The organism is Cupriavidus sp. 05N40, from assembly GCF_056397305.1.
The window spans coordinates 50,042-76,859 of record NZ_JBFTND010000042.1; the positions used below are offsets into that span (position 1 = coordinate 50,042).

General features: G+C 68.7%; 28 protein-coding genes and 2 pseudogenes. 13 read left to right on the plus strand and 17 right to left on the minus strand.

Features of this window, described 5'->3' with window-relative positions; all coding sequences use genetic code 11:
* The first annotated feature begins 11 nt into the window (after positions 1-11).
* The 7 genes and pseudogenes from AC1DO7_RS12490 to AC1DO7_RS12520 form a co-directional block, all read left to right on the plus strand.
* On the plus strand, positions 12-1,034 hold the full coding sequence (locus AC1DO7_RS12490; protein ID WP_441619171.1) for a helix-turn-helix transcriptional regulator: 1,023 nt from the start codon (positions 12-14) through the stop codon (positions 1,032-1,034).
* A gap of 525 nt (positions 1,035-1,559) precedes the next feature.
* Positions 1,560-2,246: a hydrolase gene (locus AC1DO7_RS12495; protein ID WP_477116191.1), complete on the plus strand. Its 687-nt coding sequence runs from the start codon at positions 1,560-1,562 to the stop codon at positions 2,244-2,246.
* A 136-nt stretch (positions 2,247-2,382) separates the two neighbouring features.
* Positions 2,383-4,248: an amidohydrolase gene (locus AC1DO7_RS12500; protein ID WP_441619167.1), complete on the plus strand. Its 1,866-nt coding sequence runs from the start codon at positions 2,383-2,385 to the stop codon at positions 4,246-4,248.
* 40 nt (positions 4,249-4,288) lie between these two features.
* Positions 4,289-4,735 (plus strand): DoxX family protein, encoded by a 447-nt coding sequence (locus AC1DO7_RS12505; RefSeq protein WP_441619165.1) that lies wholly within the window; start codon positions 4,289-4,291, stop codon positions 4,733-4,735.
* 37 nt (positions 4,736-4,772) lie between these two features.
* Positions 4,773-5,045 (plus strand): XapX domain-containing protein, encoded by a 273-nt coding sequence (locus AC1DO7_RS12510; RefSeq protein ID WP_441619164.1) that lies wholly within the window; start codon positions 4,773-4,775, stop codon positions 5,043-5,045.
* 1 nt (position 5,046) lies between these two features.
* A complete protein-coding gene (locus AC1DO7_RS12515) occupies positions 5,047-5,757 on the plus strand; it encodes a YoaK family protein (protein ID WP_441619162.1) in 711 nt (236 codons plus the stop codon).
* 8 nt (positions 5,758-5,765) lie between these two features.
* A pseudogene (locus AC1DO7_RS12520) lies at positions 5,766-6,181 on the plus strand (porin); the annotation flags it as partial.
* Here the strand turns inward: AC1DO7_RS12520 and AC1DO7_RS12525 are convergent.
* Positions 6,172-7,335 carry an AGE family epimerase/isomerase gene (locus AC1DO7_RS12525; RefSeq protein WP_441619160.1) on the minus strand — a complete coding sequence of 388 codons (1,164 nt, stop codon included), beginning with the start codon at positions 7,333-7,335 and terminating at the stop codon, positions 6,172-6,174. The pseudogene AC1DO7_RS12520 and the gene AC1DO7_RS12525 sit on opposite strands and share 10 nt — an antisense overlap.
* Before the next feature lie 391 nt (positions 7,336-7,726).
* Between AC1DO7_RS12525 and AC1DO7_RS12530 the strand changes: the two genes are divergently transcribed.
* Positions 7,727-7,999 (plus strand): hypothetical protein, encoded by a 273-nt coding sequence (locus AC1DO7_RS12530; RefSeq protein ID WP_441619158.1) that lies wholly within the window; start codon positions 7,727-7,729, stop codon positions 7,997-7,999.
* Between the two features lie 147 nt (positions 8,000-8,146).
* On the opposite strand, the gene AC1DO7_RS12535 is transcribed toward AC1DO7_RS12530, so the two are convergent.
* The 7 genes and pseudogenes from AC1DO7_RS12535 to phnG form a co-directional block, all read right to left on the minus strand.
* Positions 8,147-9,376, minus strand: a complete 1,230-nt coding sequence (locus AC1DO7_RS12535) for an alpha-D-ribose 1-methylphosphonate 5-triphosphate diphosphatase (protein WP_441619156.1) — start codon at positions 9,374-9,376, stop codon at positions 8,147-8,149.
* A gap of 42 nt (positions 9,377-9,418) precedes the next feature.
* A complete protein-coding gene (phnL, locus tag AC1DO7_RS12540) occupies positions 9,419-10,216 on the minus strand; it encodes a phosphonate C-P lyase system protein PhnL (protein ID WP_441619154.1) in 798 nt (265 codons plus the stop codon).
* Between the two features lie 2 nt (positions 10,217-10,218).
* Positions 10,219-11,001 carry a phosphonate C-P lyase system protein PhnK gene (gene phnK / locus AC1DO7_RS12545; RefSeq protein ID WP_441619152.1) on the minus strand — a complete coding sequence of 261 codons (783 nt, stop codon included), beginning with the start codon at positions 10,999-11,001 and terminating at the stop codon, positions 10,219-10,221.
* A complete protein-coding gene (locus AC1DO7_RS12550) occupies positions 10,998-11,975 on the minus strand; it encodes an alpha-D-ribose 1-methylphosphonate 5-phosphate C-P-lyase PhnJ (protein ID WP_441619150.1) in 978 nt (325 codons plus the stop codon). Before AC1DO7_RS12550 ends, phnK begins: the two co-directional genes overlap by 4 nt.
* 93 nt (positions 11,976-12,068) lie before the next feature.
* Positions 12,069-13,067: pseudogene (locus AC1DO7_RS12555) on the minus strand (carbon-phosphorus lyase complex subunit); the annotation flags it as partial.
* Between the two features lies 1 nt (position 13,068).
* Positions 13,069-13,647, minus strand: coding sequence for a phosphonate C-P lyase system protein PhnH (phnH, locus tag AC1DO7_RS12560; RefSeq protein WP_441619280.1), 579 nt, complete (start codon positions 13,645-13,647; stop codon positions 13,069-13,071).
* A 73-nt stretch (positions 13,648-13,720) separates the two neighbouring features.
* Positions 13,721-14,233: a phosphonate C-P lyase system protein PhnG gene (gene phnG / locus AC1DO7_RS12565; protein ID WP_441619147.1), complete on the minus strand. Its 513-nt coding sequence runs from the start codon at positions 14,231-14,233 to the stop codon at positions 13,721-13,723.
* Between the two features lie 198 nt (positions 14,234-14,431).
* Here phnG and phnF point away from each other — a divergent pair, with 198 nt between their 5' ends.
* The 4 genes from phnF to phnN all read left to right on the plus strand — a co-directional run bounded on the left by phnF (position 14,432) and on the right by phnN (position 17,902).
* The gene (gene phnF, locus AC1DO7_RS12570) at positions 14,432-15,166 is read left to right on the plus strand and encodes a phosphonate metabolism transcriptional regulator PhnF (RefSeq protein WP_477116198.1); all 735 of its coding nucleotides are present in this window, start codon (positions 14,432-14,434) and stop codon (positions 15,164-15,166) included.
* Positions 15,167-15,330: 164 nt separating this feature from the next.
* Entirely contained in the window at positions 15,331-16,524 is a 1,194-nt protein-coding gene (locus tag AC1DO7_RS12575; RefSeq protein WP_441619145.1) for an alpha-D-ribose 1-methylphosphonate 5-triphosphate diphosphatase, read from the plus strand.
* An 11-nt stretch (positions 16,525-16,535) separates the two neighbouring features.
* Complete coding sequence (locus AC1DO7_RS12580; protein WP_477116192.1) at positions 16,536-17,282, plus strand: DUF1045 domain-containing protein; 747 nt, start codon at positions 16,536-16,538, stop codon at positions 17,280-17,282.
* On the plus strand, positions 17,279-17,902 hold the full coding sequence (gene phnN, locus AC1DO7_RS12585; RefSeq protein WP_441619141.1) for a phosphonate metabolism protein/1,5-bisphosphokinase (PRPP-forming) PhnN: 624 nt from the start codon (positions 17,279-17,281) through the stop codon (positions 17,900-17,902). Before AC1DO7_RS12580 ends, phnN begins: the two co-directional genes overlap by 4 nt.
* A gap of 34 nt (positions 17,903-17,936) precedes the next feature.
* Here the strand turns inward: phnN and AC1DO7_RS12590 are convergent, their stop codons facing one another.
* The 8 genes from AC1DO7_RS12590 to AC1DO7_RS12625 form a co-directional block, all read right to left on the minus strand.
* The gene (locus AC1DO7_RS12590) at positions 17,937-18,089 is read right to left on the minus strand and encodes a hypothetical protein (RefSeq protein ID WP_441619139.1); all 153 of its coding nucleotides are present in this window, start codon (positions 18,087-18,089) and stop codon (positions 17,937-17,939) included.
* A 52-nt stretch (positions 18,090-18,141) separates the two neighbouring features.
* On the minus strand, positions 18,142-18,642 hold the full coding sequence (locus AC1DO7_RS12595) for a GNAT family N-acetyltransferase (protein WP_441619137.1): 501 nt from the start codon (positions 18,640-18,642) through the stop codon (positions 18,142-18,144).
* A 22-nt stretch (positions 18,643-18,664) separates the two neighbouring features.
* Positions 18,665-19,207: a phosphonate degradation HD-domain oxygenase gene (locus AC1DO7_RS12600; protein WP_441619135.1), complete on the minus strand. Its 543-nt coding sequence runs from the start codon at positions 19,205-19,207 to the stop codon at positions 18,665-18,667.
* A 67-nt stretch (positions 19,208-19,274) separates the two neighbouring features.
* Entirely contained in the window at positions 19,275-20,066 is a 792-nt protein-coding gene (phnE, locus tag AC1DO7_RS12605; RefSeq protein ID WP_441643410.1) for a phosphonate ABC transporter, permease protein PhnE, read from the minus strand.
* A 112-nt stretch (positions 20,067-20,178) separates the two neighbouring features.
* Positions 20,179-21,174 (minus strand): phosphonate ABC transporter substrate-binding protein, encoded by a 996-nt coding sequence (gene phnD, locus AC1DO7_RS12610; RefSeq protein WP_441619133.1) that lies wholly within the window; start codon positions 21,172-21,174, stop codon positions 20,179-20,181.
* A gap of 97 nt (positions 21,175-21,271) precedes the next feature.
* Positions 21,272-22,108, minus strand: coding sequence for a phosphonate ABC transporter ATP-binding protein (gene phnC, locus AC1DO7_RS12615; protein ID WP_441619132.1), 837 nt, complete (start codon positions 22,106-22,108; stop codon positions 21,272-21,274).
* A gap of 226 nt (positions 22,109-22,334) precedes the next feature.
* Positions 22,335-22,985 carry a VTT domain-containing protein gene (locus tag AC1DO7_RS12620; protein ID WP_441619130.1) on the minus strand — a complete coding sequence of 217 codons (651 nt, stop codon included), beginning with the start codon at positions 22,983-22,985 and terminating at the stop codon, positions 22,335-22,337.
* A gap of 196 nt (positions 22,986-23,181) precedes the next feature.
* Positions 23,182-24,507, minus strand: coding sequence for an aspartate aminotransferase family protein (locus AC1DO7_RS12625; protein ID WP_477116193.1), 1,326 nt, complete (start codon positions 24,505-24,507; stop codon positions 23,182-23,184).
* Between the two features lie 200 nt (positions 24,508-24,707).
* Between AC1DO7_RS12625 and AC1DO7_RS12630 the strand changes: the two genes are divergently transcribed.
* Positions 24,708-25,601: a MurR/RpiR family transcriptional regulator gene (locus AC1DO7_RS12630; RefSeq protein WP_441619127.1), complete on the plus strand. Its 894-nt coding sequence runs from the start codon at positions 24,708-24,710 to the stop codon at positions 25,599-25,601.
* A 49-nt stretch (positions 25,602-25,650) separates the two neighbouring features.
* Here AC1DO7_RS12630 and AC1DO7_RS12635 read toward each other — a convergent pair whose 3' ends face one another.
* The gene (locus AC1DO7_RS12635) at positions 25,651-26,553 is read right to left on the minus strand and encodes a glutamate/aspartate ABC transporter substrate-binding protein (protein WP_477116199.1); all 903 of its coding nucleotides are present in this window, start codon (positions 26,551-26,553) and stop codon (positions 25,651-25,653) included.
* Between the last annotated feature and the right edge of the window lie 265 nt (positions 26,554-26,818).

Below are 26,818 nucleotides of genomic sequence, written 5' to 3' on the forward strand. Positions count from 1 at the left end.
GAATCCGGCGCGTGCCGGCGGCGGCACGGCGCCAGGCAATCCTCCGCACCCCATTGCGCTTGCCGCACTGCAATAGCACACTGGCGTCTTCCGGGCCTCGTCACCGTCGCCCGCCCGAGTTCGCTCGCCGAAGACATTCCAGACATATGACGCAAAGCGCAGCACGGCCAGCCTCACCGCCGCCATCGTCTGCGGTGCCGGTCATCGACCGGCTCGGCACGGCGCATGCGAGCATCATGCGCATGCGCTGCGACCTGCCCGGCGGCCTGCCGCCGGCTCCCGCCATTGCGTCTCAGGATGCGTTTTCCGCCATCGTGCAACTGCGCCCGTTCGCCGCGCATACGCTGTGGCGCGACGGCAGGCAGGTATTTGCCGGCGGCCATGCCGCTGGCGCGCTGGCCATCACGGATCTGCGGCAAGGCTGGCGATGCCACCATCGCGCGTCTTTCGACAATGTGAGGATCCAGTTCAGCTGCGACGAACTGCAGGCCTTTGCACGCGAACACGGCGCGCGCGCATCGCTGTCCCTGCGCAACCCCGCGGGCGAGCACGATGCCGTGATCGAGTCGCTCGCGCGCGCGTTCCTGCCATCGCTGGAGGCGCCAGGACAGGCCTCGCAGCTCTTCCTGGATCAGTTGACGGGTGCCGTGCTTGCGCATCTGATCGCCCACTACGGCAGCGCCTCGGTGCATCTGCTGAAGACAGCGGCGCTGTCGCGCCGCCAGGAAGCGCTGGCCAAGGAATATCTGGTCGCCCACATGGGCGAAGACGTATCGATCGAGATGGTGGCCGCGCATTGCAATCTGTCGCGCAGTTATTTCATCAAGGCATTCAAGCAGAATACGGGAATTACGCCCTATCGCTGGCTATTGGAATATCGCATCGATCAAGCCAAGATACTGCTGCGCCAGGGAATATCCATCGCGGAAATCGCGGTGCGCTATGGATTTTCCGATCAAAGCCATTTCACGCGGGTATTCAGCGGGGTTGTCGGTGTTCCCCCGGCAAAATGGCGCAACCGGAACGACTTATAGTTCATTCATGATCATTCGCGGCACCCGCAAGGCCGCAATCGGATTGCACGGGCTGCCGGCACGAGCGCCGGCGGCGATGGCGCTCGGCATCCGCAGAGCGAAGGCCAGCGGCCGTTTGCCGTCCTGGCGCGGCGGCGCAGTGCTTGATTCATCAACATGGAGCGGGCGTACTTTTCGCTAATTTTCCGTCCTATCCTACAAGACGAGACCGGCGCAATCCGATAATATCGGTCTCGTTATTTCCTTGCCCTTGCATACATGGCAATTCCTCGCAATGGCTTCGGCAGGGCATCGAATATTTTCACCTTCCTTTTTTCTTTTTTGAAAATTCGCGCGACTTGCACTAGATTCGTTGAGGCATCGTTGCCGCCAGATTCGCCACGCCGCCCTGTGGAGAATGAAATGCTTGCCGTCATGTCAAGCATATTTATGCCGCACGCCGATATCGCCCCCGTGATTGACCTCGATGTCGTCGTCCGTGCCTGCCAGAACCCGCCCAGCCATGCAGCCTAACCGGAAATCGCCATGACCAATCCGAAGCTTGAAGTCCTGACCCCGCAGAACAGCCAGCTGATCATCATCGACCATCAGCCCCAGATGGCCTTCGGCGTGCAGTCCATGGACCGCCAGGCCTTGAAGAACAACGTGGTCGGCCTCGCCAAGGCCGCCAAGATCTTCAATATCCCCACCACCATCACCACGGTCGAGTCGGCATCGTTCTCCGGCTATACCTATCCGGAACTGCTCGATGTCTTCCCCGGGCAGAAGCTGCTCGAGCGCACCTCGATGAACTCCTGGGACGACCAGAAGGTGCGCGATGCGCTCAAGGCCAACGCACGCAAGAAGGTGGTCGTGGCCGGCCTCTGGACGGAAGTCTGCAACAACACCTTTGCCCTGTGCGCGATGGCCGAGGGCGACTATGAAATCTACATGGTGGCCGATGCCTCGGGCGGGACTTCCAAGGAAGCGCACGACTACGCCATGCAGCGCATGRYCCAGGCCGGCGTGGTRCCSRTGACMTGGCAGCAGGTGCTGCTCGAATGGCAGCGCGACTGGGCSCRCCGCGACACSTATGACGCYGTMATGRMRCTGGTGAAGGAACACTCGGGCGCCTACGGCATGGGCGTCGACTACGCCTACACGATGGTCCACAAGGCAGCGCAACGCGCGGCCGGCAAGCACGAAGTACTGGCCCCCGTGCCCGCGAAGTAGAAGCCAGCGTGAGAGCGCCCGCGCGGCCACAACGGCCAGCGGGCCTCGCCGCACCCGCGCCAGGTTGCCTTTGCACCGCCGTCGTTGCGCCGTCGTTGCGCTGCCACGCGCGGCGCCATCCCGCAGGAGTTTTGCCATGAACGCACCGGCCACCCCGGAACTGATCCTCATCAACGGCAAGTTCGCCACGCTCGACCGCGCCAACCCGCAGGCCGAAGCCGTCGCCATCCGCGACGGCAGGTTCGCCGCGGTCGGCAGCAAGCAGGAGATCATGCAGCTGGCCGGGCCCGCCACGCAGGTGGTCGACCTGCAGGGCCGCCGCGCCATCCCCGGGCTGATCGACAGCCACATGCACATCATCCGCGGCGGCCTGAACTACAACATGGAGCTGCGCTGGGACGGCGTGCGCTCGCTGGCCGACGCCATGCGCATGCTCAAGGAGCAGGTCGCGCGCACGCCCGCGCCGCAATGGGTGCGCGTGGTGGGCGGCTTCACCGAGCACCAGTTCGCCGAGAAGCGCCTGCCCACCATCGAAGAACTCAACGCGGCCGCGCCGGACACGCCGGTCTTCATCCTGCACCTGTACGACCGCGCCATCCTCAACGGCGCCGCGCTGCGCACCGTGGGCTACACCAGGGACACCCCCAACCCGCCGGGCGGCGAGATCGTCCACGACAGCGCCGGCAACCCGACCGGACTGCTGCTGGCCAAGCCCAACGCGACGATCCTCTACGCCACGCTGGCCAAGGGCCCGAAGCTGCCGCCCGAGTACCAGAAAAACTCCACGCGCCACTTCATGCGCGAGGTCAACCGGCTTGGCGTGACCGGCGTGATCGATGCCGGTGGCGGCTACCAGAACTACCCCGAGGACTACAGCATCATCGAGGAACTGCACAAGGACGGGCAGCTGACGGTGCGCCTGGCCTACAACCTGTTCACGCAGAAGCCCAAGGAAGAACTGAGCGATTTCAGCACCTGGTCCAGGCAGGTCAGGCCGGGCCAGGGCGACGACCTGTACCGCCACAACGGCGCCGGCGAGATGCTGGTCTACACGGCGGCCGATTTCGAGGACTTCCGCGTCGAGCGGCCCGACATGCCGCCCTCGATGGAAGCTGATCTCGAACCGGTGATCCGCCTGCTGGCCGAGAACCGCTGGCCGTGGCGCTTGCATGCCACCTATGACGAAACCATCTCGCGCGCGCTCGACGTCTACGAAAAGGTCGCCCGGGACGTGCCCTTCGATGGCCTGCACTGGTTCTTCGATCATGCCGAGACCATCACCGACCGCAATATCGACCGCATCGCCGCGCTCGGCGGCGGCATTGCCGTGCAGCACCGCATGGCCTACCAGGGCGAGTATTTCGTGGAGCGCTATGGCGCGCGCGCGGCCGAAGCCACGCCGCCGATCAAGCGCATGCTCGAGCGCGGCGTCAAGGTGGGCGCCGGCACCGACGCCACGCGCGTGGCCTCGTACAACCCGTGGGTCTCCCTGTACTGGCTGACCACCGGCAAGACCGTGGGCGGCATGTCCCTGTACCCGCAGGCCAACCTGCTCGACCGCGACACCGCGCTGCGGCTGTGGACCGAGGCCAACACCTGGTTTTCGTCCGAGCAAGGCAAGAAGGGCGAGATCAAGGCGGGCCAGCTTGCCGACCTGGCGGTCCTGTCCGCGGACTACTTCGCCGTGCCCGGCGACGAGATCCAGGACATTACCTCGGTGCTGACGCTGCTCGGCGGCAAGGTGGTGTACGGCGACGGCGACTTCGGCAAGCTCGCGCCGGCGCTGCCGCCCGCGATGCCGGACTGGTCGCCGGCGCGCCACGGCAGCCGCTACCAGCCCCGCCCGGCGGCACGCCAGCAGGCGCTGAACACCGCCTGCGCCTGCGCCAGCACCTGTGGCGTGCACGGCCACGCGCACGCCAGGGCCTGGACTTCCGGCGTGCCAGCCACGGACGAAAGCGCGTTCTGGGGCGCGCTGGGTTGCTCGTGCTGGGCATTCTGATGCAGGGACCTGACGTGTTGCCGGATCGCGGAGGCCAGCCATGACCAAGACCACCTCCATGCCCGGGCAGCGCCCCGCCGGCGCGCGCGCGCGACTTGCCCCGCCCTGGGTACGCTGGCTCGCGCTGCTGGCGCTGTGCGCGGCCTACCTGCAGGGCGGCCTGGTCAAGCTGGCCGACTTCGCCGGCGCCATCGCCGAGATGCAGCACTTCGGCCTGGCGCCGGCGGCACCGCTGGCCGCCGCCACCATCGCGCTGGAGCTGGGCGCGTCGGTGCTGATCCTCAGCGGCCGTTTGCGCTGGCTCGGTGCCCTCGCACTGGCCGGCTTCACGCTGATGGCGAGCTTCCTCGCGAACCGCTTCTGGGATGCGCCGCCCAGCGAGCAGTTGATGATGGCCAACGCCTTCTTCGAGCATATCGGCCTGGCCGGCGGCTTCCTGCTGGTGGCCTGGGAAGACATCCGCCACGGCAGGCCCGTGCCGCGGTAAGGCCGCTGCTTTTCTTCCTACTACCCTGGAGCCATCGATGAAGCTCTATCTCGTCTCCCTCGCCGTCGGCATCCTCGTCGGCATCATCTACGCGCTGCTGCAGGTCCGCTCGCCCGCGCCGCCGGTGGTGGCCCTGATCGGCCTGCTCGGCATGCTGATCGGCGAACAGGTCGTGCCACCCATCAAGCGCATGATCGCCGGCGAGCCGGTCACGGTGGCATGGTTCAGTTCGGAGTGCGTGCCCAAGATCACGGGCACCCCGCCCAAGACGCTGGCCGAGAACCAGCCCGCGGCCGGGCAGGAGAAATAGGATGAGCGCCGGCGCAACACCCCGGTTCGGGGACCTCGCCGCAGGCACGCGTGGCTGCCTGCTTTCGTTCGTGGCGGGCTATGTCGACGTGGTGGGCTTTACCGCCCTGTTCGGGCTGTTCACCGCGCACGTGACCGGCAATTTCATCATGATCGGCGTGGAACTGACAGGCCATTCGAACGGGCTGATGACCAAGCTGCTCGCGCTGCCCACCTTCGTGGTCGCGGTCGGCGCCACGCGCTTGCTGGAACGCTGGCTGCAGGGCCGTCAGCAGCCGGTGGTCACCGTGCTGATTGCGCTCGAATGCGCCTTCCTGCTGCTGTTCATGGGCGCCGGGCTGGAGGCCCCCCACGCCGGCGCGGATGCGGCGCTGGGCACGGTGGCGGGGCTGCTTGCCGTGACCGCGATGGGCATACAGAACGCACTGTCGCGCACCGCGCTCGCCGACCTGGGCCCGACCACCATCATGACCGGCAACACCACGCAGATCGTGATCGACATGGTGGACCTGGCCGCGGCGACGCCAGAGCAGAAGAAAGCCATCCTGGCCCGCCTGCGCAAGATGGTCCCCGCCCTCGCCGGCTTTGCCGCCGGCGCCGTGCTGGGCGCGCTGGCCTTCACCGCCGTCAGCTTCTGGTGCGTGCTGCTGCCGGTGGCCTTGCTGGCAACGCTGTGCTGCCAGCCATGGCAGGCCAGGCTCGTGCGCGCCTAGCCCCCGCCATGGAAACTCCCGTGCGCGACATTGCGGCAAGACTGCGGCACGCCAGCCTCCTTGTCCTGCTCGGGCTGGCCTGCCCGGCAGCGTTTGCCCAGAGTACGGTCACCGTCTATGGCCGCCTGAACACGGCCCTCGAATACGCGCGCGCCAGCACCGCCACCGACGGCACCGCACTGGCAGCACCGCCCGCATGACCAACTACCGCTCGGTGTTCGGACTGCGTGGCGAAGAGCCCCTCGGCGGCGATTTCAAGGCGGTCTGGCAGATCGAGAGCAACCTGTCGGTCGACAACGGCCAGGGCGGTATCGCCGGGCGCAATTCGCGGGTAGGACTGGCAGGGCCATACGGCCTGGTCTTCATGGGCCACTGGCATACGCCCTATACCGAGTCGACCATGGGCTATGACCCCTACCACCCGCAGGCTTCGGCCAGCGCCTGGTAGGCGGTGGCAAGGTGGTATGGCGTGGTCGAAGGCATCTCGGCGCGTTCCACGGCGCCTGCCGGCGACAGGCATTCGTGCCAGCCGCCCGCATGCAGGAAACGCGCCGGGAAGGCCTGGAGCCATGCGCGCAGGAGCGCCAGCGCCGTGGCATCGCCGCGCACCGCCAGCGCCCGCGCGAACTCGGTCTGTGCCCAGATCCGCTGGGTCGCCTCGCGCGGCGAGCCATCCAGGCCGAGCGCGGCGGCCACGCCCATGGTTTGCTTGTCCACGCCATGCTGCAGGGCGAATCCGAACGCCCGCGCCATTGCATGCTCTAGCGCGGAGCCGCCGAACAAGTCCGGCGCCGATGCCAGCAGCGAGAACCACTCGAACTGGTGGCCCGGCTCCACGCGATTGTCCCCAGGCGCGGCCGCCCCGGCGATCTGCGCCGGCAACGGCAGCTCGGCGATGCAGCCGGTGGCCGGGTCGACGAACGCGGCCAGCACGGCCGCGGCAATTGCCTGCAGGCGCGTGGCGTAGAAGCTGTCGCCGGTCAGCGCGTGGGCCGCCAGGTAGGCTTCCGTGAGATGCATGATCGGGTTCTGCAGCGGTGTGCCGGCCGGGCTCAAATCCTGCGTCAGCGCAGCGTGATAAAGCCCGTGCCCGGTGGCGAAGCGCGCCTCGACCAGCTCGGTGGTCTCCTCCAGCAAGGCGCGCGCCTCGGCGCTGCCCGTGCGCTCGGCGTAGGCCGCGCAGGCGAACACCACGAAGGCGTGCGTGTACAGGTCCTTGGTGCCATCGAGCACACGCCCCTGCGCATCGATGCTGTAGACGACGCCGCCGTGCGCGCCATCGGCAAAGCAGCGGCGCAGCGACGAGAACAGCTGCCCGGCATGGGCAGCCCCGGCGGCGCTCGCATCTTGCGAGAACACGTAAAGCTGGCGTGCGCAGGCCATCGCGCGGTAGCGGCTCACCGGCAAGGGCTGCCGGTCCGCGCCGCCCAATGCCTCGTATGGCAAGGCCATGTCCGCATTCCAGCCGGGACCGCGCCACAGGGGAAGGACCGCGGCATCATAGTGCGTGCGCAGGGCGGCGACGGATACTGCGATCGACGCGGCTTCGTCGGGGGCAAGGCTCGGGGTGGCGTTCATGCGGATGGAATGTCGGTAAGGCGCTCCGGTGGCGGCATGCCGCGGCACGGATGCTCGTATGGCCGCAAATATACCTCAGGGCGGCGCAAGGGCGACCCGAAAGAGACCGGCACCCGCATCCGGAGTGCCGCACGCACCCCTCTCCCGCTTCGAACAGCCACAATCCTTGATCCTGCCGCCAGATCGCCTAACCTTACCGCGTGGCCCCTGGCATTGTGTTACGCGCCAAGCGGCTATCGAGCCGCATTCCGCCCCCGCCGCGGCTCCCGGGCCACATACCCTGTTCTGTGCCTCCAGACTGGACGGAAAGCGCCCCGTTTCCCGCCAGCGAGGCACTTTCGGGCCATCCGGCGCTGCCGGATACCGAGCCCACTCTCCATGGGAGAGCGCGATGGAAAAGCCGATTGTGAGCCCGCTGCGTTTCGTTGAACTACTGAACGCAAGACTGCCCGCCCATCCTCTGTATCAGGAAGGCATGCGCGTGTACGCCATTCCCAACCATACGGATCATCCCCGCAGCCTGGTCTGCGTCGGCCCGCGCGGCGTGAACGGCGTCTGTGCCACGGTGGAGCTGATCGTGCGCGGCGAATGCGAAGTGGTCCCCGATATCCCGGGCGAGTGGCACGCCCCCCGCCACACCGCCGGCCACGCCTCGCACCACTAGCACCGCACCGCTCGGACCCGTTCCAGCCCCCGGTAAGGCGGAGGCGGCAACGTCACGCGGACGGTGTCCTCCGCCCGCACCACGCCAGCGGCAAGCACGATGCCCATGATGCCGGCCTTGCGCGCCAGGCGGCACCGGCACCGGCCATCATGCCGCTACGCGCCCTTCGCGGCGCGCCGCCGGTTGCGCGGCGCCATTGGCGCTCTGCGCCGTGGCGTGCGCCGGATAGGCGGCAGCGAACACCAGCCGGCCCGCCGACCACGTGTGCGAGACCAGTGGCTGCCCCGCCACCATGGCCACCGACACGAGATCCGCGCGCAGCCCCGGCTCGATCCGCCCGCGATCGGTCAGGCCACAGGCCCGCGCCGGATTGGCGCCGACCAGCGCGGCCGCCTGCGACGGCGTCAGCCCCGCTTCGCGCTCGGCGGCAAACGCAGCGGCGATCAGCGTGGACGGCTGGTAGTCCGAGCACAGGCAGTCGGCCACGCCAGCGCGGATGGCATCGATGGCGCGCATCGAGCCGCTCTGGCTCTGGCCGCGCAGCACATTGGGCGCGCCCAGGATGGTCGGCAGGCCCTGCGCGACGGCGGCGCGGGCGGTCTCCAGGTTGATCGGGAACTCGCTCATGCGCACGCCCAGCGCCTGCATGGTGGCGATGCGCTGGACCGAGTCGTCGTCATGGCTGGCGGCGGGCACGCCGAGGCGCGCGGCCAGCGCCAGCAGGCGCTCCACGCGCTCGAGCGCGCCCTGTTGCTCGGCCACCTTCTTGTCGGCCGCCGCGACGGCTTCCTCGCGGCTCATGTCGTGGTTGCCGATCATGTAGGCCACGTAGGCTTCCAGCGTCTTGAACTGGCCCTGGCCGGGCGAGTGGTCCATCACCGAGACCAGGTCCACCACGCCGGCTTCGAGCAGTTGCTCCAGCACCGGCAGYGCGCTTGCGTCGGTGACTTCGTAGCGGCAGTGGATACGGTTGTCCACCAGGCTGTGGTCGCGGAACGCGGCCACGGTGCGCACGATCTGCGCGGCGGTCTCGTTGTTGCGCACGCCGAACTGCGTGCTGGCGAAGGACAGCGCGTGATACGGCGTGGTGATGCCGGCGGCGGCATTGCGGCGGTCGACCTGGGCCACGGCGAAGTCGAGCGGGAACATCACGCGCGAGCGCGGCTCGGCTTCTTTCTCGATGGCGTCGCAGTGCAGGTCGATCAGGCCCGGCATCAGGGTCTGGCCGCACAGGTCGATCACCTGGGCGGCACGCGGCACATCGGCGGCGGCGGGCTCGATGGCCGCGATGCGGCCATCCTCGATCAACAGCGCGCTGTCGGCGAGCACGCCATCGGGCAGCACGATGCGCGCGCGGGTCAGGTAGGCAGGAAGCATGGTCGGTTCCGGGGACGGTTAGGAACGGATGGAACGGCGGGTTCAGGCCGGCACGGCGGCCAGCTTGCCGGCCGGGGCGTGCGCGGCCGGTGCCGGATGCAGTGGCAGCAGCCGCGTGGCGACGGCATCGCGCACCGCTTCGTCGTGGAAGATGCCGACCAGGCAGCGGCCCTCGGCCAGTGCCTCGCGGATCAGCGCCACCACCACCGCGCGGTTGTCGGCATCGAGCGAGGCCGTGGGCTCGTCCAGCAGCAGCACCGGATGGCCGCCGATCAGCCCGCGCGCGATGTTCACGCGCTGCTGCTCGCCGCCCGAGAACGTGGCCGGGGGCAGCGCCCACAGCCGGCCCGGCACCTGCAGGCGCGCCAGCAGCACGGCGGCGCGCTCGCGCGCCTCCTCGAAACTGGCGCCGCGCTGCTGCAGCGGCTCGGCCACCACGTCGAGCGTGCTCACGCGCGGGATCACGTGCAGGAACTGGCTGACATAGCCGATCACCTCGCGCCGCAACTGCAGGATGCGCTGCTCGGGCGCGCGGGTCAGCTCCACCCACTCGGCTTCGTCGCGGATGCGGATGCTGCCTTCGGTGGCCAGGTAATTGCCGTACAGGCAGCGCAGCAGCGTGCTCTTGCCCGCGCCGGAGCTGCCGGCCAGCACCACGCACTCGCCGGCGGCGGCGTCGAAGTCGATGGCCTGCAGCACCGGCAGGCGCGTGCCGCCCTGGTTGTGCAGGACGAAGGTCTTGCCCAGGCCGCGCACCTGGATGCGCAGCGCGTCGGCGGGGTTGGCAGGATTGCCGGGATTGCCGGGATTGCCGCGATTGGTGTCGAAGTCTTGCGTCATGGTCAGCCCTGCAGGATGGAGGACACCAGCAACTGGGTGTACGGGTGGTGCGGGTCGTCGAGGATCTGGTCGGTCAGGCCGCTTTCCACCACGCGCCCGCCCTGCATCACCAGCGTGCGGTGCGCCAGCAGGCGCGCCACGGCGAGGTCGTGGGTGACGATGATGGCGGCCAGGCCGAGATCGGCCACCAGGCGGCGCAGCAGGTCCAGCAGGCGCGCCTGCACGGAAACGTCCAGGGAGGCCGTGGGCTCGTCCATGAATACCAGGCGCGGATGCGTGACCAGGTTGCGGGCGATCTGCAGCCGCTGTTGCATGCCGCCGGAGAAACTGGTGGGCGCATCATCGATCCGGCCGAGGTCCAGTTCCATGCGCTCCATCCATGTGCCGGCGACCTCGCGCAGCTCCCCATAGTGGCGCCCGCCCACGGCCATCAGGCGCTCGGCGATATTGGCGCCGGCGCTCACGCGCATGCGCAGGCCATCGCGCGCATTCTGGCGCACGAAGCCCCAGTCGGTGCGCGCCAGCAGGCGCAGGCGGGCATCGGACAGCGTGGCCAGGTCCACCAGGCCCTGCTCGCGGGTGTCATAGCAGACGCTGCCGGCCTCCGGCGCGGCCTGCCAGGACACCGCCTGCAGCAACGTGCTCTTGCCGGAGCCTGATTCGCCCACCACGCACAGCACTTCGCCCGGGAACAGGTCGAAGCTCACGTCGTGGCAGCCGTGCACGCCGTCCCAGGTGCGGGTCAGGCCGCGCACGGACAACAGCGGCTGGTCGGTACGGCTCATGCTGGCTCCTTGCTGCTGGTGCTGGTGATGCTGCTGGTGTTATTCGGGGCCACGCCGGCCGGGCCGCTCATGCCCTGCTCCTGGCGCGTGGCGCAGTATTCAGTGTCGGAGCAGACGAACATGCGCCCGCCCGCGTCGTCGGTGATGATCTCGTCGAGATAACTGTGGGCCGAGCCGCACAGCTCGCAGCAGCCGTCCCAGGTTTCCACGGCGAACGGATGGTCGTCGAAGTCCAGGCTCTTGACGCTGGTGTATGGCGGCACGGCATAGACGCGCTTCTCGCGCCCCGCGCCGAACAGCATCAGCGCCGGGCTGTTGTCCAGCTTGGGGTTGTCGAACTTGGGGATCGGCGACGGGCGCATCATGTAGCGCTGGTTCACCATCACAGGGTAGTCGTAGGTGGTGGCGATGCGGCCGTGGCGCGCGATGTCCTCGTACAGCTTGACGTGCATGGCGCCGTACTCGGCCAGCGCGTGCATGGTGCGCGTCTCGGTCTCGCTCGGCTCCAGCCAGCGCAGCGGCTCGGGGATCGGCACCTGGAACACCATGATCTGCCCGGCCGCCAGCGGCGTCTCGGGGATGCGGTGGCGGGTCTGCACGATGGTGGCCTCGGCGGTGCGCTCGGTGGCGCGCACGCCCGTGACGCGGCCGAAGAAGCGGCGGATGTTGATGGCGTTGGTGGTGTCGTCCGAGCCCTGGTCGATCACCTTGAGCACGTCGTCGCTGCCGATGATGGAAGCCGTGACCTGGATGCCGCCGGTGCCCCAGCCATAGGGCAGCGGCATCTCGCGGCTGCCGAACGGCACCTGGTAGCCGGGAATCGCCACCGCCTTGAGCAGCGCGCGGCGCAGCATGCGCTTGGTGGATTCGTCGAGATAGCCGAAGTTGTAGTGCTCGTCGCGCACGGCGGCGTCGGCCGTGGCGCTGGTGTTCGTGTTCGTGTTCGTGGTTGTGTTCGTGCTGGCGTTGGTCATGATGCGAGTGCCTCCTGCGCTTGCGTGCCGTCGGCGGGAGCCGCGGCGGCTTGCGCCGCTTCGGCCCGGGCCGGCGCCGCCTGCGCGCGCTCGCTTCAGATGCTGCGTGAAGCCGGAAGCTTCCACGTTGTCGCTGTGGTAAAGCATGAACTCGATGTCATTGGCGGGCGCGTCGGCAGCCTCGCCCAGCTCGGCGGCGCGCATGGCGCGGTCGGCCAGCGCCATCGACATGGCCTTGCGCTCGCCGTAGCCGAACACCAGGCCGTAGCCGCGCGTGAAACTCGGTCCCTCCTGCGCGTTGCCGGCGAACTGGCTGACCATCTGGCATTCGGTGACCTCGATCTCGCCGATGGTCACGGCAAAGCCGAGTTCCTCCACGAACAGCTCGACCTCGACATCGCCGTAGCGGATCTCCGCCGCGAACGGGTGCGAGTTGCCGTAGCCACGCTGGGTGGAATAGCCCATCGACAGCAGGAAGCCCTCATCGGCGCGCGCCAGGTTCTGCAGCCGCGCGGGGCGCGCCGCGGGCAGTTCCAGCGGCTCGCGCGTCAGGTCGGGCGGCGCGGGGTCGCCGGCCGGCACGGTCTCCGGCTCGATCAGCGCTTCCTGGCGCAGCAGGTCGGTCACGCGCGGCATGCGCGCGTCCAGCGTGGACTGCGCGGGCGGCAGCGGCGCGTGGTCGCGCTCGGCCTCCAGCGTGAAATCGAGCAGGCGCTGGGTGTAGTCGTAGGTCGGCCCGAGTACCTGGCCGCCCGGCACATCCTTGAAGGTGGACGAGATCCGGCGCTGCAGGCGCATGGCGCCGGTATCGAGTGGCGCGCTATAGCCGAAGCGCGGCAGCGTGGTGCGGTAGGCGCGCAGCAGGAACACGGCTTCGATCAGGTCGCCCGCGGCCTGCTTGATGGCCAGCGCGGCGAGGTGCGGATCGTACAGCGAGCCCTCGGCCATCACGCGCGACACCGCCAGCGGCATCTGCTCGCGCACCTGCGCCAGCGTCAGCTCCGGCACGGCGCGGTCGCCGCGGCGGTAGTCGTCGAGCATGCGATAGGAATTGAGGATGGCGCGTTCGCCACCTTTGACGGCTACGTACATATCAGAGCTCCGCTTGGGTGGTGCGTGGCAACGCGCTCAGGGCGTGGCCGCTGGTCAGCAGCACGTCGACGCCCAGCGGGAAACGCGCCTGGTTGGCGTGCCACTGGGTCCAGAAGTCCGCCGGCAGGCCTTGCGCGGCGAGCGTGGCCTCATGCTCGATGCCGGGGCCGCGCAGCGTCACCGCCGGGCCGTCCGACAGCGATGCCACTTCCAGCAGCAGCGTGGCCGAGCGGTCCGGGTAGGCCGGATCGCCCTGCGCGCAGGCTGCCAGCGCCGGGGCCACGCAGCCGGCCGGCACCGCCACGAAGGCAGCCTGCCCCGCGTCGTCCACCAGCGGGCAGCCGCAATGAAAACGCAGGAAGGCRCGCACGGCATCGGGCGTGCCGGGCGGCAGCCACACGGGCGTATCGGCATCCGCCAGCGTCAGCAGCAGCGCGCTCAGCGCCGGCGACAAGCCCTGCGGCACGCCGCAGGGCTCGGCCAGTTCGCGCACGGTGCCGGGACGCGACATCGCATCCAGCGCGGCACGGAAGATGCGCTGCGCCGATTGCACGGCATCGTCAAAGCCGGGCAGCAGCATCGCCGCGCCGGCGCGGCCTGCGGCCGCGTTGTCGTAACCTGCCGCAGCTGCGGCATTTGCTTGGCCTGGCATCTCAGTCTTCTCCGCGCACCATCGTAAAGAACTCCACCTTGGTCTGTGCCGCCACCGCCGCCTGGTGCGCGCTGCGCGCCACGCGAGCCTGCGCCAGCGGCGCAATGACTGCCGCCTGCACGCGCTCGTGCCAGCCCGGCAACTGCAGCAGCGCGTCCAGCACGGCGATCCGTTCCGCCTGGCGGTGCGTGCGGCCCTGTACATAGCCCACGCCGACCACGCCGCCGGTGTCCGACTCCATCGTCACCGCACAGCGCGTGACGCTGACTTCGCCCAGGTTGAACTGGGCGCCGGTGCCGCCGGCGCGTGCGCGCGCCATGGCCATGCCGCTCTCGGGCTTGCGCAGCATGCGGTGCGCGGGCACCGTGCCTAGCTGTCCGAATGCCTGCTCGAGCGCCTCCGGCGCCGCCAGGGCCAGCTCGCGCAGCCAGGCGGCGCGCGCGGCGTGCCCGGCATGGGCCGGGCTGGTGTCGCCTGCGGCGCGGGCGGTGCTTCCGGTCTCGGTCCGATCCATCTGTACATCCCCTATACGTCTATACGTTTAGATGTAGAATACCATCCATGGGCCGAACTAGAACACAGCCAGATGAAGCTTTCGTGACGGCCGCCCATCCCGCCCGGTACCATGCACGGGACGGCGCCGTTGAGGCACAATCGCATCCCATTGAAGCATGCCGATGATGAACGCAGGATGACGAAGGGGCAGGACAAGATGGTGGAACAGGAAGTCGAACGGGGTTCGGGAGTTGCGGTATGGCGCCAGATCGGCGAGGCCCTTGCCCTCGACATCCGCAACAAGCTCTATGAGCCGGGCGAGCGCCTGCCGCCCGAGCCGGAGCTGGCCAGCCGTTTCGCCGTCAACCGCCACACCATCCGGCGCGCCATGGGCGAACTGGAGCAGAACGGCCTGGTGCRCATCGAGCAAGGCCGCGGCACCTTCGTGCAGGAACACGCGATCGACTACGCCATCGGGCGGCGCACGCGCTTTTCGCAGAACCTGGCCAGCCAGGGCATGCGCGGCCATATCGAGGTGATCGAGTCGCAGACCTTGCGCGCGCCCGAGATCGCCAGGCACCTCGGGTTGCCGCGCAACGCCCCGGTGCTGCGCGTGCAGATGCTCGGCAAGGCCGAGGCCCGCACCATCGACGTGGCCGAGCACTACTTCGACGCCGCGCGTTTCCCGGAACTCGAAGCGCAATTGCGCGCACGCCAGTCGATCTCCAAGGCGCTCGCGCATTTCGGCGTCGCCGACTACACACGGAAATGGTCGCGCATCACCGCGGCCATGCCGTCGGCGCCGGTGGCCCGCCAGCTCAGCCAGCCCAAGACGCGGCCCATCCTGCAGGTGGAGGCCCTCAACGTCGATGCCGACGGCGTGCCGCTGCACTACAGCGTGGCGCGCTTCGCCGGTGACTGGGTGCAGCTGACGGTGGCCGACCAGGATTGACGGCCGCGCCAGCCACATGGCCTGCATAAACGGCATAATCTGCACGATCCGCGCGGCCAATGCCCGATTGCGCATGGCCGCCGACAGCACCACGAACGCATTGCCAGCACAACACAATTGGTCTAGACATCCGCTTGTCATCTGCCCGCGCTAAGGTCGCCAGCATGAACTCCAATCACGCACTGCACCCCACCCTCGCCGGCCTCAGCGGCCGGCGCGTCCTCACCCCCAACGGCATCGCGCCGGCCGACCTCGCGTTCCGCGACGGCTGCATCGGCATGCCCGGCGCCGCCGGCCCCTCGCTCGATGCTGGCGACCTGCTGGTGCTGCCCGGCATCGTCGACATCCACGGCGACGCCTTCGAGCGCGCGGTGATGCCGCGCCCCGGGGTCAGCTTCCCCTATGACGGCGCCCTGTTCGACGTGGACCGGCAATTGCTGGCGCACGGCATCACCACCGAACTGCACGGCGTCACGCTGTCGTGGGAAGGCGGGCTGCGCGGCGAGGCCTATGCGCAGCGCATGTTCGAAGGACTCGAACGCATGCGTGGCGCGCTGGGCGCCCAGCATCACGTGCACCTGCGCTTCGAGGCGCACCACCTGGCCGGCCTCGACATCGCGCTCGAGTGGATCGCCAGCGGCAAGGTGCGCTTCCTGGCCATCAACGATCACCTGCCGCAGATGCTCAGGCGCATGCAGGACACGCGCAAGCTCGCCGCCTACGCCGAGCGCGCCGAGTGCGACCCGGCCACTTTCGGCCAGCGCCTGGAGCAGGCCCGGGCAAAAGGCCACGAGGTACCCGCGGCGGTGGGCCGCCTGATCGCCGCCGCCCGCGCCGCCGGCCTGCAGGTGGCATCCCATGACGACGGCGACGCCGCCACGCGCCAGGGCTTCCACCAGCAAGGCTGCACCGTCGCCGAGTTTCCGCTCACCGTGGAGGTGGCGCGCGCCGCGCGCGCGCTGCGCAACCATACCGTGTTCGGCGCGCCCAACGTGATCCGTGGCGGCAGCCACACCGGCGCGCCGGATGCCACCGAGATGGTCGCCGCCGGCCTGTGCGACGTGCTTGCCTCCGACTACTACTACCCCGCGCCGCTGCAGGCCGCCTTCCGCATTGCGCAGCTCGGCGTGCTGCCGCTGCCGGCCGCGTGGGACCTGGTCTCGCGCAATCCGGCCCGCGCCGCCGGCCTGGGCGACCGCGGCGCGCTGGGCCCGGGCCTGCGCGCCGACGCCATCCTTGTCGACGACAGCAACCCTGCCCTGCCCCAGGTCTGCGCCACCATCGTGGGCGGGATCCTGCATCACGCCACACGTGCCTTCCCGCTGCGCCAGGCCAGCGGCGAACGGCGCGCCGCCTGAGGCCCTTGCCCATGACGCCGAGCCAGTTGCCGCACGCGTACCGCTACGCCATCTACCTCACCCCGGCCGCGCCGTGGCGCGATTTCGGCGCCCGCTGGCTCGGCCGCAGCGCCGAGACCTGCGCCCCGGTGGCCCGCATCAGCGACGATCCCCGCCTGGTGCAATGGACCCGCGCTCCCGCGCAATACGGCCTGCACGCCACGCTCAAGGCCCCGTTCCGGCTCGCGCCCGGCCGCACCCCTGACGGACTGGACGCCGCCCTGCGCGCTTTCGCGCCCGGACGTCAGCCGTTCGCCGTGCCGCTGGCGCTGCGCAACCTGCGCGGCTTCCTGGCCTGGTGCCTCGGCGACGACACCGGCGCCAACGCCCGCATGCACGCGCTGGCCGATGCCRCCGTGCGCGAGTTCGACGCGTTCCGCGCCCCGCCCAGCGGCGAAGAAATCGCGCGCCGCAGGCCCGAGGCGCTGGGGCCCGAAGCACGCCGCATGCTCGCCGCCTGGGGCTACCCGTATGCCTTCGAGACCTTTATCTTCCATATCACGCTGAGCGGCATGCTCGACGAGCCGGACCAGGCTGCCGCCGCCGCGCTGCTGCAAGCGCACGCCAGCCACCTGCTGGACGTTCCGATGCCGGTGCGCGACATCAGCCTGTTCGTCCAGCCGGCTCCGGACGCGCCCTTCGTGGCCGCGCGCCACTACGGCTTCGACGGCAGCACGACCGACGCCGCCGGTGCCGCCCTGCGGCCGGAGGCGGCATGACCGCCGCGCCACCGGATTGCCGCGCCGGGCGGCAGCTGATCTACCTGATGGGGCCTTCGGGCAGCGGCAAGGATTCGCTGCTGCGCGCCCTGCGCGACCGGCTCCGGCCCGACGAGCGCGTCCTGATCGCACATCGCTACATCACGCGCGCCAGCAACGCAGACGAAGCCAGCGTGCCGATCACGCCCGCCGAATTCGATCGCCGTGCCGCGCTCGGCTGCTTCGCTCTGCAGTGGGACAGCCACGGCCTGCGCTACGGCATCGGCATCGAACTCGACAGCTGGCTCGCGCAAGGCATGTGCGTGGTCGTCAACGGCTCGCGCGAATACCTGCCCGATGCATGCGCACGCTATCCCGCCCTGCACGCGGTGCAGGTCAGCGTGCGCCCGCAGGTGCTGGCGCAGCGTTTGCGCCAGCGCGGACGCGAAGACGAAGACGATATCGCCCGGCGCCTGGCGCGCGCCGCCGAGCCGTTCGCGGTGCCGGCGGGATGCCGCTTTACCGGGCTCGACAATAGCGGGCCGCTGGAGGCGGCGGCGGCTGTGCTGGCGGAGATCGTGCGCGATGCCGGTTATGCGGGTGCCGCCGAAGACGAACTGGCCGCGGCCAGACGTTCCTGAGCCGGGCCGCCGCTGGCGTGCCGCGCGCGCCAGGCTACGGCAAGGTGCCGGCGCGTTCCAGCAGCCAGCCCCGCAGTGCCGCCGTGTCTTCGATGTCGCCCTCGAAGCGCCACGCCGGGACATAAGGCACATTGTTGCCGCGCGGCCGGTTTCGCCAGAGCTTGAGCGCAAGCGCAAGGATGGGCATCCGGGATGATCTGCCGCATGGCGGCAAGGTTACTTCCGCGGTTGGCCCCCCCTCAATCCCCCGCCAACTCGATGCTGAAGCTGATCCCGTGCTCCCGGAACCCCAGCCGCCGATAGAACTGGTGCGCCTGCAGCCGCCGCGCATTCGACGACAAGGCCAGCTTGTCCGCCCCCGCCTCGCGCGCCAGCCGCATCGCGGCGTGCATCATCGCCGACCCGACTCCGCCGCCGCGCGCGGCCTGCGTGACCACCACGCTCTCGACGATGGCTTCATTGCGCCCTTGGTGCGCCAGCACGGGAAACACCAGCAGGCAGAAGGTACCCAGCGGCACGCCGCCGGCGCCGAGCATCAGATAGCAGCGGTAATCCGGCATGGTCCGCAGCCGCGCAAACAGCGCGCGCATGCGCGCCAGGGGCAGCGGTGCTTCGCCGTCCATCTCCGACAGCAAGGCGGCCACCTGTTCCAGTTCGGCGTCGGTTCCGCTGACCTCGTGCAGCGTCAGGTGGCCGGCCGGCTTGTCCGTATCCCGCTTGTCCATATCCGGCTTGTCCATATCCGGTTTTTCCTCGCGTGTTTCAAGCCTGGGCAGGCCGGCGGATGCAGCGCTCGACCATGGGCAGATAGTGCTCCAGCGGCGGCGTGACGAGGCCAACCACCTTGGCGAGATCGTCGTAGCGCCGCAGGCGCACCGCCGCCGCGCCATGGGGATGCGCGGCGAAGGCGTTGGCCTGGGTCGCATCGAAGGGGCCACCTTGCAGCGCAAGGCTTTGCTGCGAGGCCGGCGACAATGCGGCCTGGTAGGCGGGCTCGATGGCGCACAGGTAGCGCTTGGCGGCCACGTGCAGGCGGATCGGCTCGGTCACGTCCGGGCCAAAGCCGACCGCCAGCAGGTCGGCGCCGACTTCCTGGTGGCGCATGTCGGTGGTGCTGTCCTCCGCCATCACGAGGTGGCCGAGATCGTGCAGCAGGCTGGCGACCACCAGCGGCTCGGGATCGCCGGCCTGCTCGGCCAGGTGCGCGCACTGCAGCGCGTGCTCGGTCTGGGTGATGGACTCTCCGCCGTAGAAGCTGGCGCCGTGGCCGGAGAAGAGGATTTCGATGCGCCTGAGGATGGTCATGAACAGAGGTGTCGTGTGGAAAAGCCCGCGCCGGCGCCCTGCTGCGCCGCGCGCGGTGATGCCGGAGTCAGACCAGCGCCTTGCGGATCTGGGCGGACAGCAGGTCGATGGCGGTGACGAAGGCAACGATGATGATCATCACGGCACACGTCTCGGCGTACTGGAAGCTGCGGATGATTTCCCACAGCACCGTGCCGATGCCGCCGGCGCCAACGATGCCCACCACCGAAGCGGAGCGCACATTGGATTCGAAACGATACAGCGCATACGAGATCCACAGGGGCAATACCTGCGGGATCACGCCGTAGACGATTTCTTCCAGCGCGCCGGCGCCGGTGGCGCGCACGCCTTCGACCGGGCGCGGATCGATCGCTTCGACCGCCTCGGAAAACAGCTTGGCCAGCACGCCGGTGGTGTGCACCCACAGCGCCAGCACGCCGGCGAAGGGGCCCAGCCCCACCGCGACGATGAACAGCATGGCGAACACCATTTCATTGATGGCGCGGCAGGAGTCCATCACGCGGCGCATCGGCTGGTAGACCCAGCCCGGCACGATATTGGCCGAGCAGGCCAGGCCCAGCGGCACTGCCACCACCACGGCCATGAAGGTGCCCCAGATGGCGATCTGTACGGTCACCACCATCTCGTCGAGGTAGATGCGCCAGTCGCGGAAGCTCGGCGGAAAGAAGTCGGCGGCGAACCTGGCCATGTTGCCGGAATCGCTCAGCAGGTCGAGCGGACGCATGTCGGCGCCTTGCCACGACAGCGCCAGCAGCGCGAGTACCACCGCCCACACGAGCAGGACTGGCAGGCTGGCGCGCGGCGGGCGCGCGGCGCGGGGCGAGGTGGCTGGGATCATGGATGGGCTGGCGGGTCGATGCATAAAGACGAAAAGCGCGAAGGCGCGGGAAAACCGGGGTGAAGCAAGACTGCGCGGCGCGGCGGCAAGGCGCGGTTCGGGCGTTGCGCGCTTACTGGGCGCTGGTGGCTGCGAGCTTGTCCAGCTCGGCCAGCTTGCGGGTGACATCGGCAAGGCGCTTGTCCTTGTCGGCGCCAGCCAGCGTGGTGTCGGACTCGATCTTGCTCTTTTCCTTGGCCAGCTCGATCTGGCGGATCGGCACCAGCTGGGCATCGGAGGAGGCACGGAAGCCCTGGTAGGTCAGCGGCGCCAGGTTGGCTTTCTCGCGGGCAGCGTCGGCGCCCTTGCCGTAGTTGACGAAGAAGGCCTTGATCCTGGTCTTGACGTCGGCCGGCAGGTCCTTGCGGTAGACCAGCGGATCGGCCGGGATCAGCGGCGACTTCCACAGCACGCGCACCTGGTCATAGGCGTTCTTGCCGGTATTGATGCGATAGCGCTCCATGTTCTCGGTGTTGTTCACCGCCACGTCGACCTGCTTGTTCATCACCGACAGCAGGTTGGTCTCGTGGTTGCTCACGCGCACCGTCTTGAACAGCGTCTTCGGCTCGAGGTTGCGCGCGCCCCACAGGTAGTGTCCGGGCACGGCGGTGCCGGAGGTCGAGTTCGGATCGCCGGCGCCGTAGCTCAGCGACTTGCCGTTCTTGATCACGTCTTCGACCGACTTCAGGTCGCTGTCCTTGTTGACGATCAGCAGCGACCAGTAGCCCGGATTGCCGTCCTTGTCGATCACCGAGGCGAACACTTCGCCGTTGGCGCGGTCCACCGCCTCGATGGCCGACTTGTTGCCGAACCAGGCAACCTGCACCTTGTTGAAGCGCATGGCTTCGATGATGCCGGCGTAGTCGGAGGCGAAGAAGGGCTTGACCTGCACGCCCAGCTGCTTGCTGAGGTCGTCGATCACGGGCTGCCAGGCCGACTTCAGGTTGGACGACGTCTCGGTCGAGATAAAGCCCATGTTGATGGTCTTGCCTTCCTGGGCGAGGGCGGGCAGCGCGAAGGCGCCGGCGGCGCCGGTGACGATCAGGGCAACAAAGGTTCTGCGCAGCATGAATAGCTCCGGGGGATGCTTGGTTAGGGTTGCTTGCGGTGAGACTTGCGAAAGCGCTACGAGAAAAGCTCGGGAATCGATGCCGAAGCGCGCGATGTCAGGCGATGGCGAGGCCGGCCGGAACGAGGCCGGGAGCCTCGGTTTCCAGCCCGGCGCCGTGCGGCAGCAACTCGGCCGCCTCGGTGCCATAGAGGTCGCGCAGCATGCCGGGGGTCAGCGCCGCCGAAGGGCCGTCGTAGACCACCCTGCCCTGGCGCAGCGCCACCACGCGGGTGCAGTAGCGCATCGCCACGTCCACCTGGTGCAGCGACACCACCACGGCCACCTTGCGCGTGCGGTTGATCTGGGCCAGCAACTCCATCACGCGGCGCGCCGACTCGGGATCGAGCGAGGCGATGGGCTCGTCGGCCAGGATCACGCGCGCGTTCTGCACCAGCGTGCGGGCAATCGCCGCGCGCTGCTGCTGTCCGCCGGACAGGGTCGACGCCCGTCGAAACGCATAGTCGTCTATACCAACCTGGGCAAGCGCTTCCAGGCCGGCGTCGATTTCCTCGTTCCTGAAATACCGGACCAGGCTGCGCCACAGCGGTATGCGCGGCAACATGCCGGTCAGCACATTGGTGATCACCGGCAGGCGCCCCACCAGGTTGAACTGCTGGAACACGAAGCCGATCTCGGCGCGCGCGCCGCGCACGTCGCGCGCCAGGCGGCCATCCCGCTGGATGACGCGGCCGTTGACCAGCACCTCGCCGGCGCCGGCATCGCCGGCCACGAAACCGGCCACATGGCGCAGCAGCGTGGACTTGCCGGAGCCGGAGGCGCCCAGCAGCGCCACCATTTCACCCGGGGCGACGGAAAGGCCGACATTGTCCAGCGCCTTGCGTCCCGCCTGGAACGCCTTGGACAAGCCGCGCACTTCGATTGCATGCGTCATCCCACTCTCCTTGCATAAACAGTGAGCGCATTCTGGGTGGCGCTGATGACAAAACGATGAAGGTGGCGAAGTGGACGGGAAGAAGACCAAAAGAAGACGGGAAGAAGACCGGACAGGAAATCGATGGGTCCTGGGGCCTCCGGGCCGACATCGCGCCGGCCGGACCGCCGCGCGGGCCCGGCCATGCAGGACAGCGTCCGCCTTCAGCGCCAGGCTGCGGGACGCCTCAGCCGCGCACGCCCAGGCGCCCGCGCACGGCGCGCCAGAGGCCGGCAACCGCCAGCGAGCCGAGGCCGAGCGCGAGGCCAAGCAGCACCAGCGCGCTCATATGATCGCGCACCAGCGGCACGTTGCCGAACAGGTAGCCGCCCACCAGCAGCGAGACCCCCCACAAGACCGCGCCCGTGCCTGCCGCGAGCGCGAAGCGCGCCGCCGGCATGGCGGAGACGCCCGCCACGAAGGGCGCGAACGTGCGCACCACGGCCACGAACGGTGACATCAGCAAGGTCAGGCCGCCATGGCGCTGGTAGAAATCATGTGTCCTGCGCAGCGCGTCGCGGTGGATCCAGCGATGGTGGCCGGCCAGCACGCGCGTGCCGATGGCGCGGCCGATGGCGTAGTTCAGCAGGCTGCCCGCCGCCGCGGCAACCAGCAGCAGCGGCAGCAATACCCACAACTGCAGCGCGCCCGAAGCGCAGAACGCGCCGCAGATGAACAGCAGCGGATCGCCCGGCAGGAAGAACAGCGGCAGCAGACCGATCTCGCAGAAGACGATGGCGAAGAGAATGCCGTAGACCAGCGTGCCGTAGTCGGCGATGGCGCTGCCCAGATGCTGGTCGAAGTGCAGCAGCAAAGGCAAGACCTGGGTGGCGTCCATGGCCGCTCCCGGCGGGCGAAGTGTGTGTCCAGTGTAGCCGCATCCCTTGCCCCGGACGTGCCCCGGACGTGCCCCGGACGTGCCCCGGACGTGCCTCGGACGTGCCTCGCGCCCGACAGACAAGGCGCAGGCGGCGGCAAGCGGCGTCCCGCGCACAGGCAAGGCGCCTGCGCGGGGCCGCGCCGGACGTCCTGCTTCAGCCCGGCAGGACCGCCGCCACCGATTCGGCGAACCGCTCGACGATGCTGTCGATGTCCTGCGCCGAGCAGATGAACGGCGGCGCGAACAGGACGTGGTCGCCATGTACGCCGTCCACCGTGCCGCCCATCGGGTACACCAGCAGGCCGTTCTGCATGGCGGCCGACTTGAGCCGCGCGTGCGTCTTCAGGGCCGGATCCAGCGTGGCCTTGCTGGCGCGGTCGGCGACGAACTCGACGCCGACGAACAGCCCGCGACCGCGGATGTCGCCCACATGCGGGTGCTCTCCCAGCGCTTCGCGCAGCCGGGCGCGCAACTGCTCGCCGCGGGCCAGCACGTTGTCGAGCAGGTTCTCCCCGGCGATCGTGCGCTGCACCGCGAGTGCCGCCGCGCACGCCGTGGCGTGGCCGATATAGGTATGGCCGTGCTGGAAGAARCCGCTGCCGCCGACGATGGCKTCRTAGATRCGGCKSGTSGACAKCATCGCGCCRATCGGCTGGTAACCSGCGCCSAGGCCCTTGGCGATGGTCACGATATCGGGCACCACGCCGTCCTCCTCGCAGGCGAAGAGGTAGCCGGTGCGGCCCATTCCCGCCATCACCTCGTCCAGGATCAGCAGCACGCCGTACTTGTCGCACACCCCGCGGATGCGCCTGAGGTAGTCGGCCACGGGCGGCACCGCGCCCGCGGTGGCGCCCACCACCGTTTCCGCCACGAAGGCGGCCACGCTGTCCGGCCCCAGTTCCAGGATCTTGGCCTCCAGTTCATCGGCCAGGCGCTGCGCGTATTGCTGGCCGGTCTCGCCCGCGTGCTGGTCGCGGTAGGCGTAGCACGGCGAGACATGGTGCGCCGGCACCAGCAACGGCAGGAACGGTTCGCGCCGCCATGCGTTGCCGCCGATGGCCAGGGCGCCCAGCGTATTGCCATGGTAGCTCTGGCGGCGCGCAATGAAGTGCCGGCGCGCAGGCTGCCCGATCTCCACGAAATACTGCCGGGCCAGCTTCAGCGCCGCCTCCACCGCCTCGGAGCCACCGGAGACAAAGTACACATGGTCCAGGTCGCCCGGCGCGGCGCGCGCCAGCGTATCCGCCAGTTCCTCGGACACTTCGGTGGTGAAGAACGACGTATGTGCGTAGGCAATGGTGTCGAGCTGCTGCTTGATGGCCTCGATCACGCGCGGATGGCCGTGGCCCAGGCAAGACACCGCCGCGCCCCCGGAAGCGTCGAGATAGCGCTTGCCGTTGCTGTCGGTCAGTTCGATGCCCTTGCCGGCTACGGCGACTGCAAGCGCCTGGCGCGGATTGCGGTGGAAGACTTTGGTCATGATGTGCGGTACGGAGTCAGGCGGAGTTGCCGGCTGGGGAAAGTATAAGAAAACGTCGCCGCGTATGCAACATATGTTTCTTGTATCGACACGAAAGATTCATTCGATTCCATGCGCCGCGAACCGTCGCAAGCAGAAGCAGGAAGCACGTCGCCACCGATTGTGCAACAATCGTTGCATCTCCTCATTCCAGAACGCCGATGCCGACCGAAAGCCCCCTGCCGCCCCAAAGCCTGGACGACCTGCAGGCCCACCTGCGCGAGACCTTCGCCTCGCTCAGCACGCAGTTCCAGGGCGGTGCGCGCTACCTGCTGGACCATCCGCAGGAAGTGCCCATGCTCTCCATGCGCAAGATCGCCGCGGATGCCGGCGTGCAGCCGGCCACGCTGGTGCGCCTGGCGCAGTTCCTCGGTTTCGACGGCTGGCAGGGCCTGCGCGAGCTCTTCGTGGAGTCGCTGCGCGGCGGTCCCCAGCCCTACGCCAAGCGCGCCAGGAAGGTGGTACGGGAAAGCGGCTCGACACGGATGCTGGCCGAGATGCTGGAGACCCAGCACCGCAACCTGGACCGCACCGGTGCCGGCAATGCCGAAGCGATGCCGCGCGCGACCGAGCTGATCGGCGCCGCGCCCGCCGTCCATGTCGCCGGTTTCCGCTCCTGCTATCCGATCGCCTTTACGTTTCACTATCTCTACCGGCTGTTCCGCGCCCCGGTGCACCTGATCCGCGGCGATGCAGGCACGCTGGAGATGGAACTGCGCGCGCTGGCGCCGAAGGATGCGGTGGTGGTCGCCAGCTTCGCGCCGTATTCGCAGGAGAGCATCCGCGTGGCCAGCGCGGCGCGCGAGGCCGGCTGCCGCGTCATCGCCCTGACCGACAGCACCGTCGCCCCCATCGCCCTGCAGGCCGACTGCACCCTGCTCTTCTCGCTCGACAGTCCCTCGTTCTTTCCCTCGATCGCCGCCGGCGTGGCGCTGGCCGAGGCGCTCGTGGAACAACTGCTGGCGAAGAAGGGCAAGGGCGCGATCAAGGCGCTCGAGCTGGCGGAGGGGCAGCTCCACCAGACCGGCGCCTACGTGCCCGCCAAGCGGCCGTGACGGACGGCCCCGGTGGACGCCCCGATGGACGCCCCCGCGCGAACGGGCCTTACTCGAAGGCCTCGTCGCTGGGTTGCTCGTAGGCCTTCTTGACAGCCGCGCTCATCGGGAACTCGAAACTGACGTTCTTCGGCGGGATCGGCTTGTTGAACCATTTGTCGTACATCGACCGGATCTCGCCGCTCTTCATCAGCCCGGTGATCACGCCGTCGACCAGCTTCTTGAACTCCGGATCGTCCTTGCGCATCATGAAGCCGTAGGCCTCGAACGACTGCGGCGTGCCCACCACGGTCCAGTCCGCCGGCGCCGGCGCCAGCGTCTTGACGCCGGACAGCAGCACGTCGTCCATCATGAAGGCAGCCACCCGGCCCGATTGCAGGATCAGGAATGACTCGCCATAGTCCTTGGCGCTCTGGATGGTGATGTTGGCCTTCTTCTCGTCATTGAGCTTGCGCAGGATGCGCTCGGACGTCGTGCCGGCATTGGTCACCACCGCCTTGCCGGACAGGTCGCCGAAGTCCTGCACCGGGCTGCCCTTCTTGACCAGCAGGCGCGTGCCCGCCACGAAGAAGGTGGTCGAGAATGCCACCTGCTGCTGCCGTGCCTTCAGGTTGGTGGTCACGCCGCACTCCAGGTCCACCGTGCCGTTCTGCACCAGCGAGATGCGGTTCTGCGAGGTCACCGGCACCATGCGCACCTGCAGGTTTGCCACGCCCGTCTGCTTCCTGACTTCGGCGATGACCTTGTCGCAGATGTCCTGCGAGAAGCCGACCACCTTCTGGCTGCCGTCATAGAACGAGAACGGGATCGACGAGGTACGGTGCCCGATCGCGATCGCCCCCGACTCCTTGATCTTGCCCAGCGTCGAGCCGGCCGCCGCGTCCGCCGCCCGGGCCGCACCCGCGCCGAGCGCGGCGGCCRCCATCGCCATGCCCAGCGCAGCCAGCCTCATCGCCTTCGTCGCCTTCGTCGCTTCCACTGCTTTCATCGATCGCTCCTTGTCTAGCGGATACGGGATCCGTCATCGTTTCAGATGCTAGTCACTGAGCAACATTTGTTCCATCATGGATAACCATGAAACACTCGTGTTTTTCACCGCAACAAGGAAACAGACGGTTCAATTGCACCACTATGGTGATACGAACGGATCAGCCCGGCATCGATCCGGAGCGTGGCGCGGCCCGGGCATGTCCCTGCTCCGCCATATCTTGTGCGGC

What these genes read in the sequence shown, in the direction of transcription:
- phnG (WP_441619147.1), bottom strand. Translation starts at nt 14,233, where the DNA reads ATGGATCGGACCGAGACCGGAAGCACCGCCCGCGCCGCAGGCGACACC.
- AC1DO7_RS12500 (WP_441619167.1), top strand. Translation starts at nt 2,383, where the DNA reads ATGAACGCACCGGCCACCCCGGAACTGATCCTCATCAACGGCAAGTTC.
- AC1DO7_RS12525 (WP_441619160.1), bottom strand. Translation starts at nt 7,335, where the DNA reads ATGAACGCCACCCCGAGCCTTGCCCCCGACGAAGCCGCGTCGATCGCA.
- AC1DO7_RS12550 (WP_441619150.1), bottom strand. Translation starts at nt 11,975, where the DNA reads ATGACCAACGCCAGCACGAACACAACCACGAACACGAACACGAACACC.
- AC1DO7_RS12620 (WP_441619130.1), bottom strand. Translation starts at nt 22,985, where the DNA reads ATGGACGCCACCCAGGTCTTGCCTTTGCTGCTGCACTTCGACCAGCAT.
- AC1DO7_RS12510 (WP_441619164.1), top strand. Translation starts at nt 4,773, where the DNA reads ATGAAGCTCTATCTCGTCTCCCTCGCCGTCGGCATCCTCGTCGGCATC.
- phnL (WP_441619154.1), bottom strand. Translation starts at nt 10,216, where the DNA reads ATGACGCAAGACTTCGACACCAATCGCGGCAATCCCGGCAATCCCGGC.
- AC1DO7_RS12575 (WP_441619145.1), top strand. Translation starts at nt 15,331, where the DNA reads ATGAACTCCAATCACGCACTGCACCCCACCCTCGCCGGCCTCAGCGGC.
- AC1DO7_RS12590 (WP_441619139.1), bottom strand. Translation starts at nt 18,089, where the DNA reads ATGCCCATCCTTGCGCTTGCGCTCAAGCTCTGGCGAAACCGGCCGCGC.
- phnK (WP_441619152.1), bottom strand. Translation starts at nt 11,001, where the DNA reads ATGAGCCGTACCGACCAGCCGCTGTTGTCCGTGCGCGGCCTGACCCGC.
- phnE (WP_441643410.1), bottom strand. Translation starts at nt 20,066, where the DNA reads ATGATCCCAGCCACCTCGCCCCGCGCCGCGCGCCCGCCGCGCGCCAGC.
- phnN (WP_441619141.1), top strand. Translation starts at nt 17,279, where the DNA reads ATGACCGCCGCGCCACCGGATTGCCGCGCCGGGCGGCAGCTGATCTAC.
- AC1DO7_RS12595 (WP_441619137.1), bottom strand. Translation starts at nt 18,642, where the DNA reads ATGGACAAGCCGGATATGGACAAGCGGGATACGGACAAGCCGGCCGGC.
- AC1DO7_RS12600 (WP_441619135.1), bottom strand. Translation starts at nt 19,207, where the DNA reads ATGACCATCCTCAGGCGCATCGAAATCCTCTTCTCCGGCCACGGCGCC.
- AC1DO7_RS12530 (WP_441619158.1), top strand. Translation starts at nt 7,727, where the DNA reads ATGGAAAAGCCGATTGTGAGCCCGCTGCGTTTCGTTGAACTACTGAAC.
- phnD (WP_441619133.1), bottom strand. Translation starts at nt 21,174, where the DNA reads ATGCTGCGCAGAACCTTTGTTGCCCTGATCGTCACCGGCGCCGCCGGC.
- AC1DO7_RS12630 (WP_441619127.1), top strand. Translation starts at nt 24,708, where the DNA reads ATGCCGACCGAAAGCCCCCTGCCGCCCCAAAGCCTGGACGACCTGCAG.
- AC1DO7_RS12505 (WP_441619165.1), top strand. Translation starts at nt 4,289, where the DNA reads ATGACCAAGACCACCTCCATGCCCGGGCAGCGCCCCGCCGGCGCGCGC.
- AC1DO7_RS12515 (WP_441619162.1), top strand. Translation starts at nt 5,047, where the DNA reads ATGAGCGCCGGCGCAACACCCCGGTTCGGGGACCTCGCCGCAGGCACG.
- phnC (WP_441619132.1), bottom strand. Translation starts at nt 22,108, where the DNA reads ATGACGCATGCAATCGAAGTGCGCGGCTTGTCCAAGGCGTTCCAGGCG.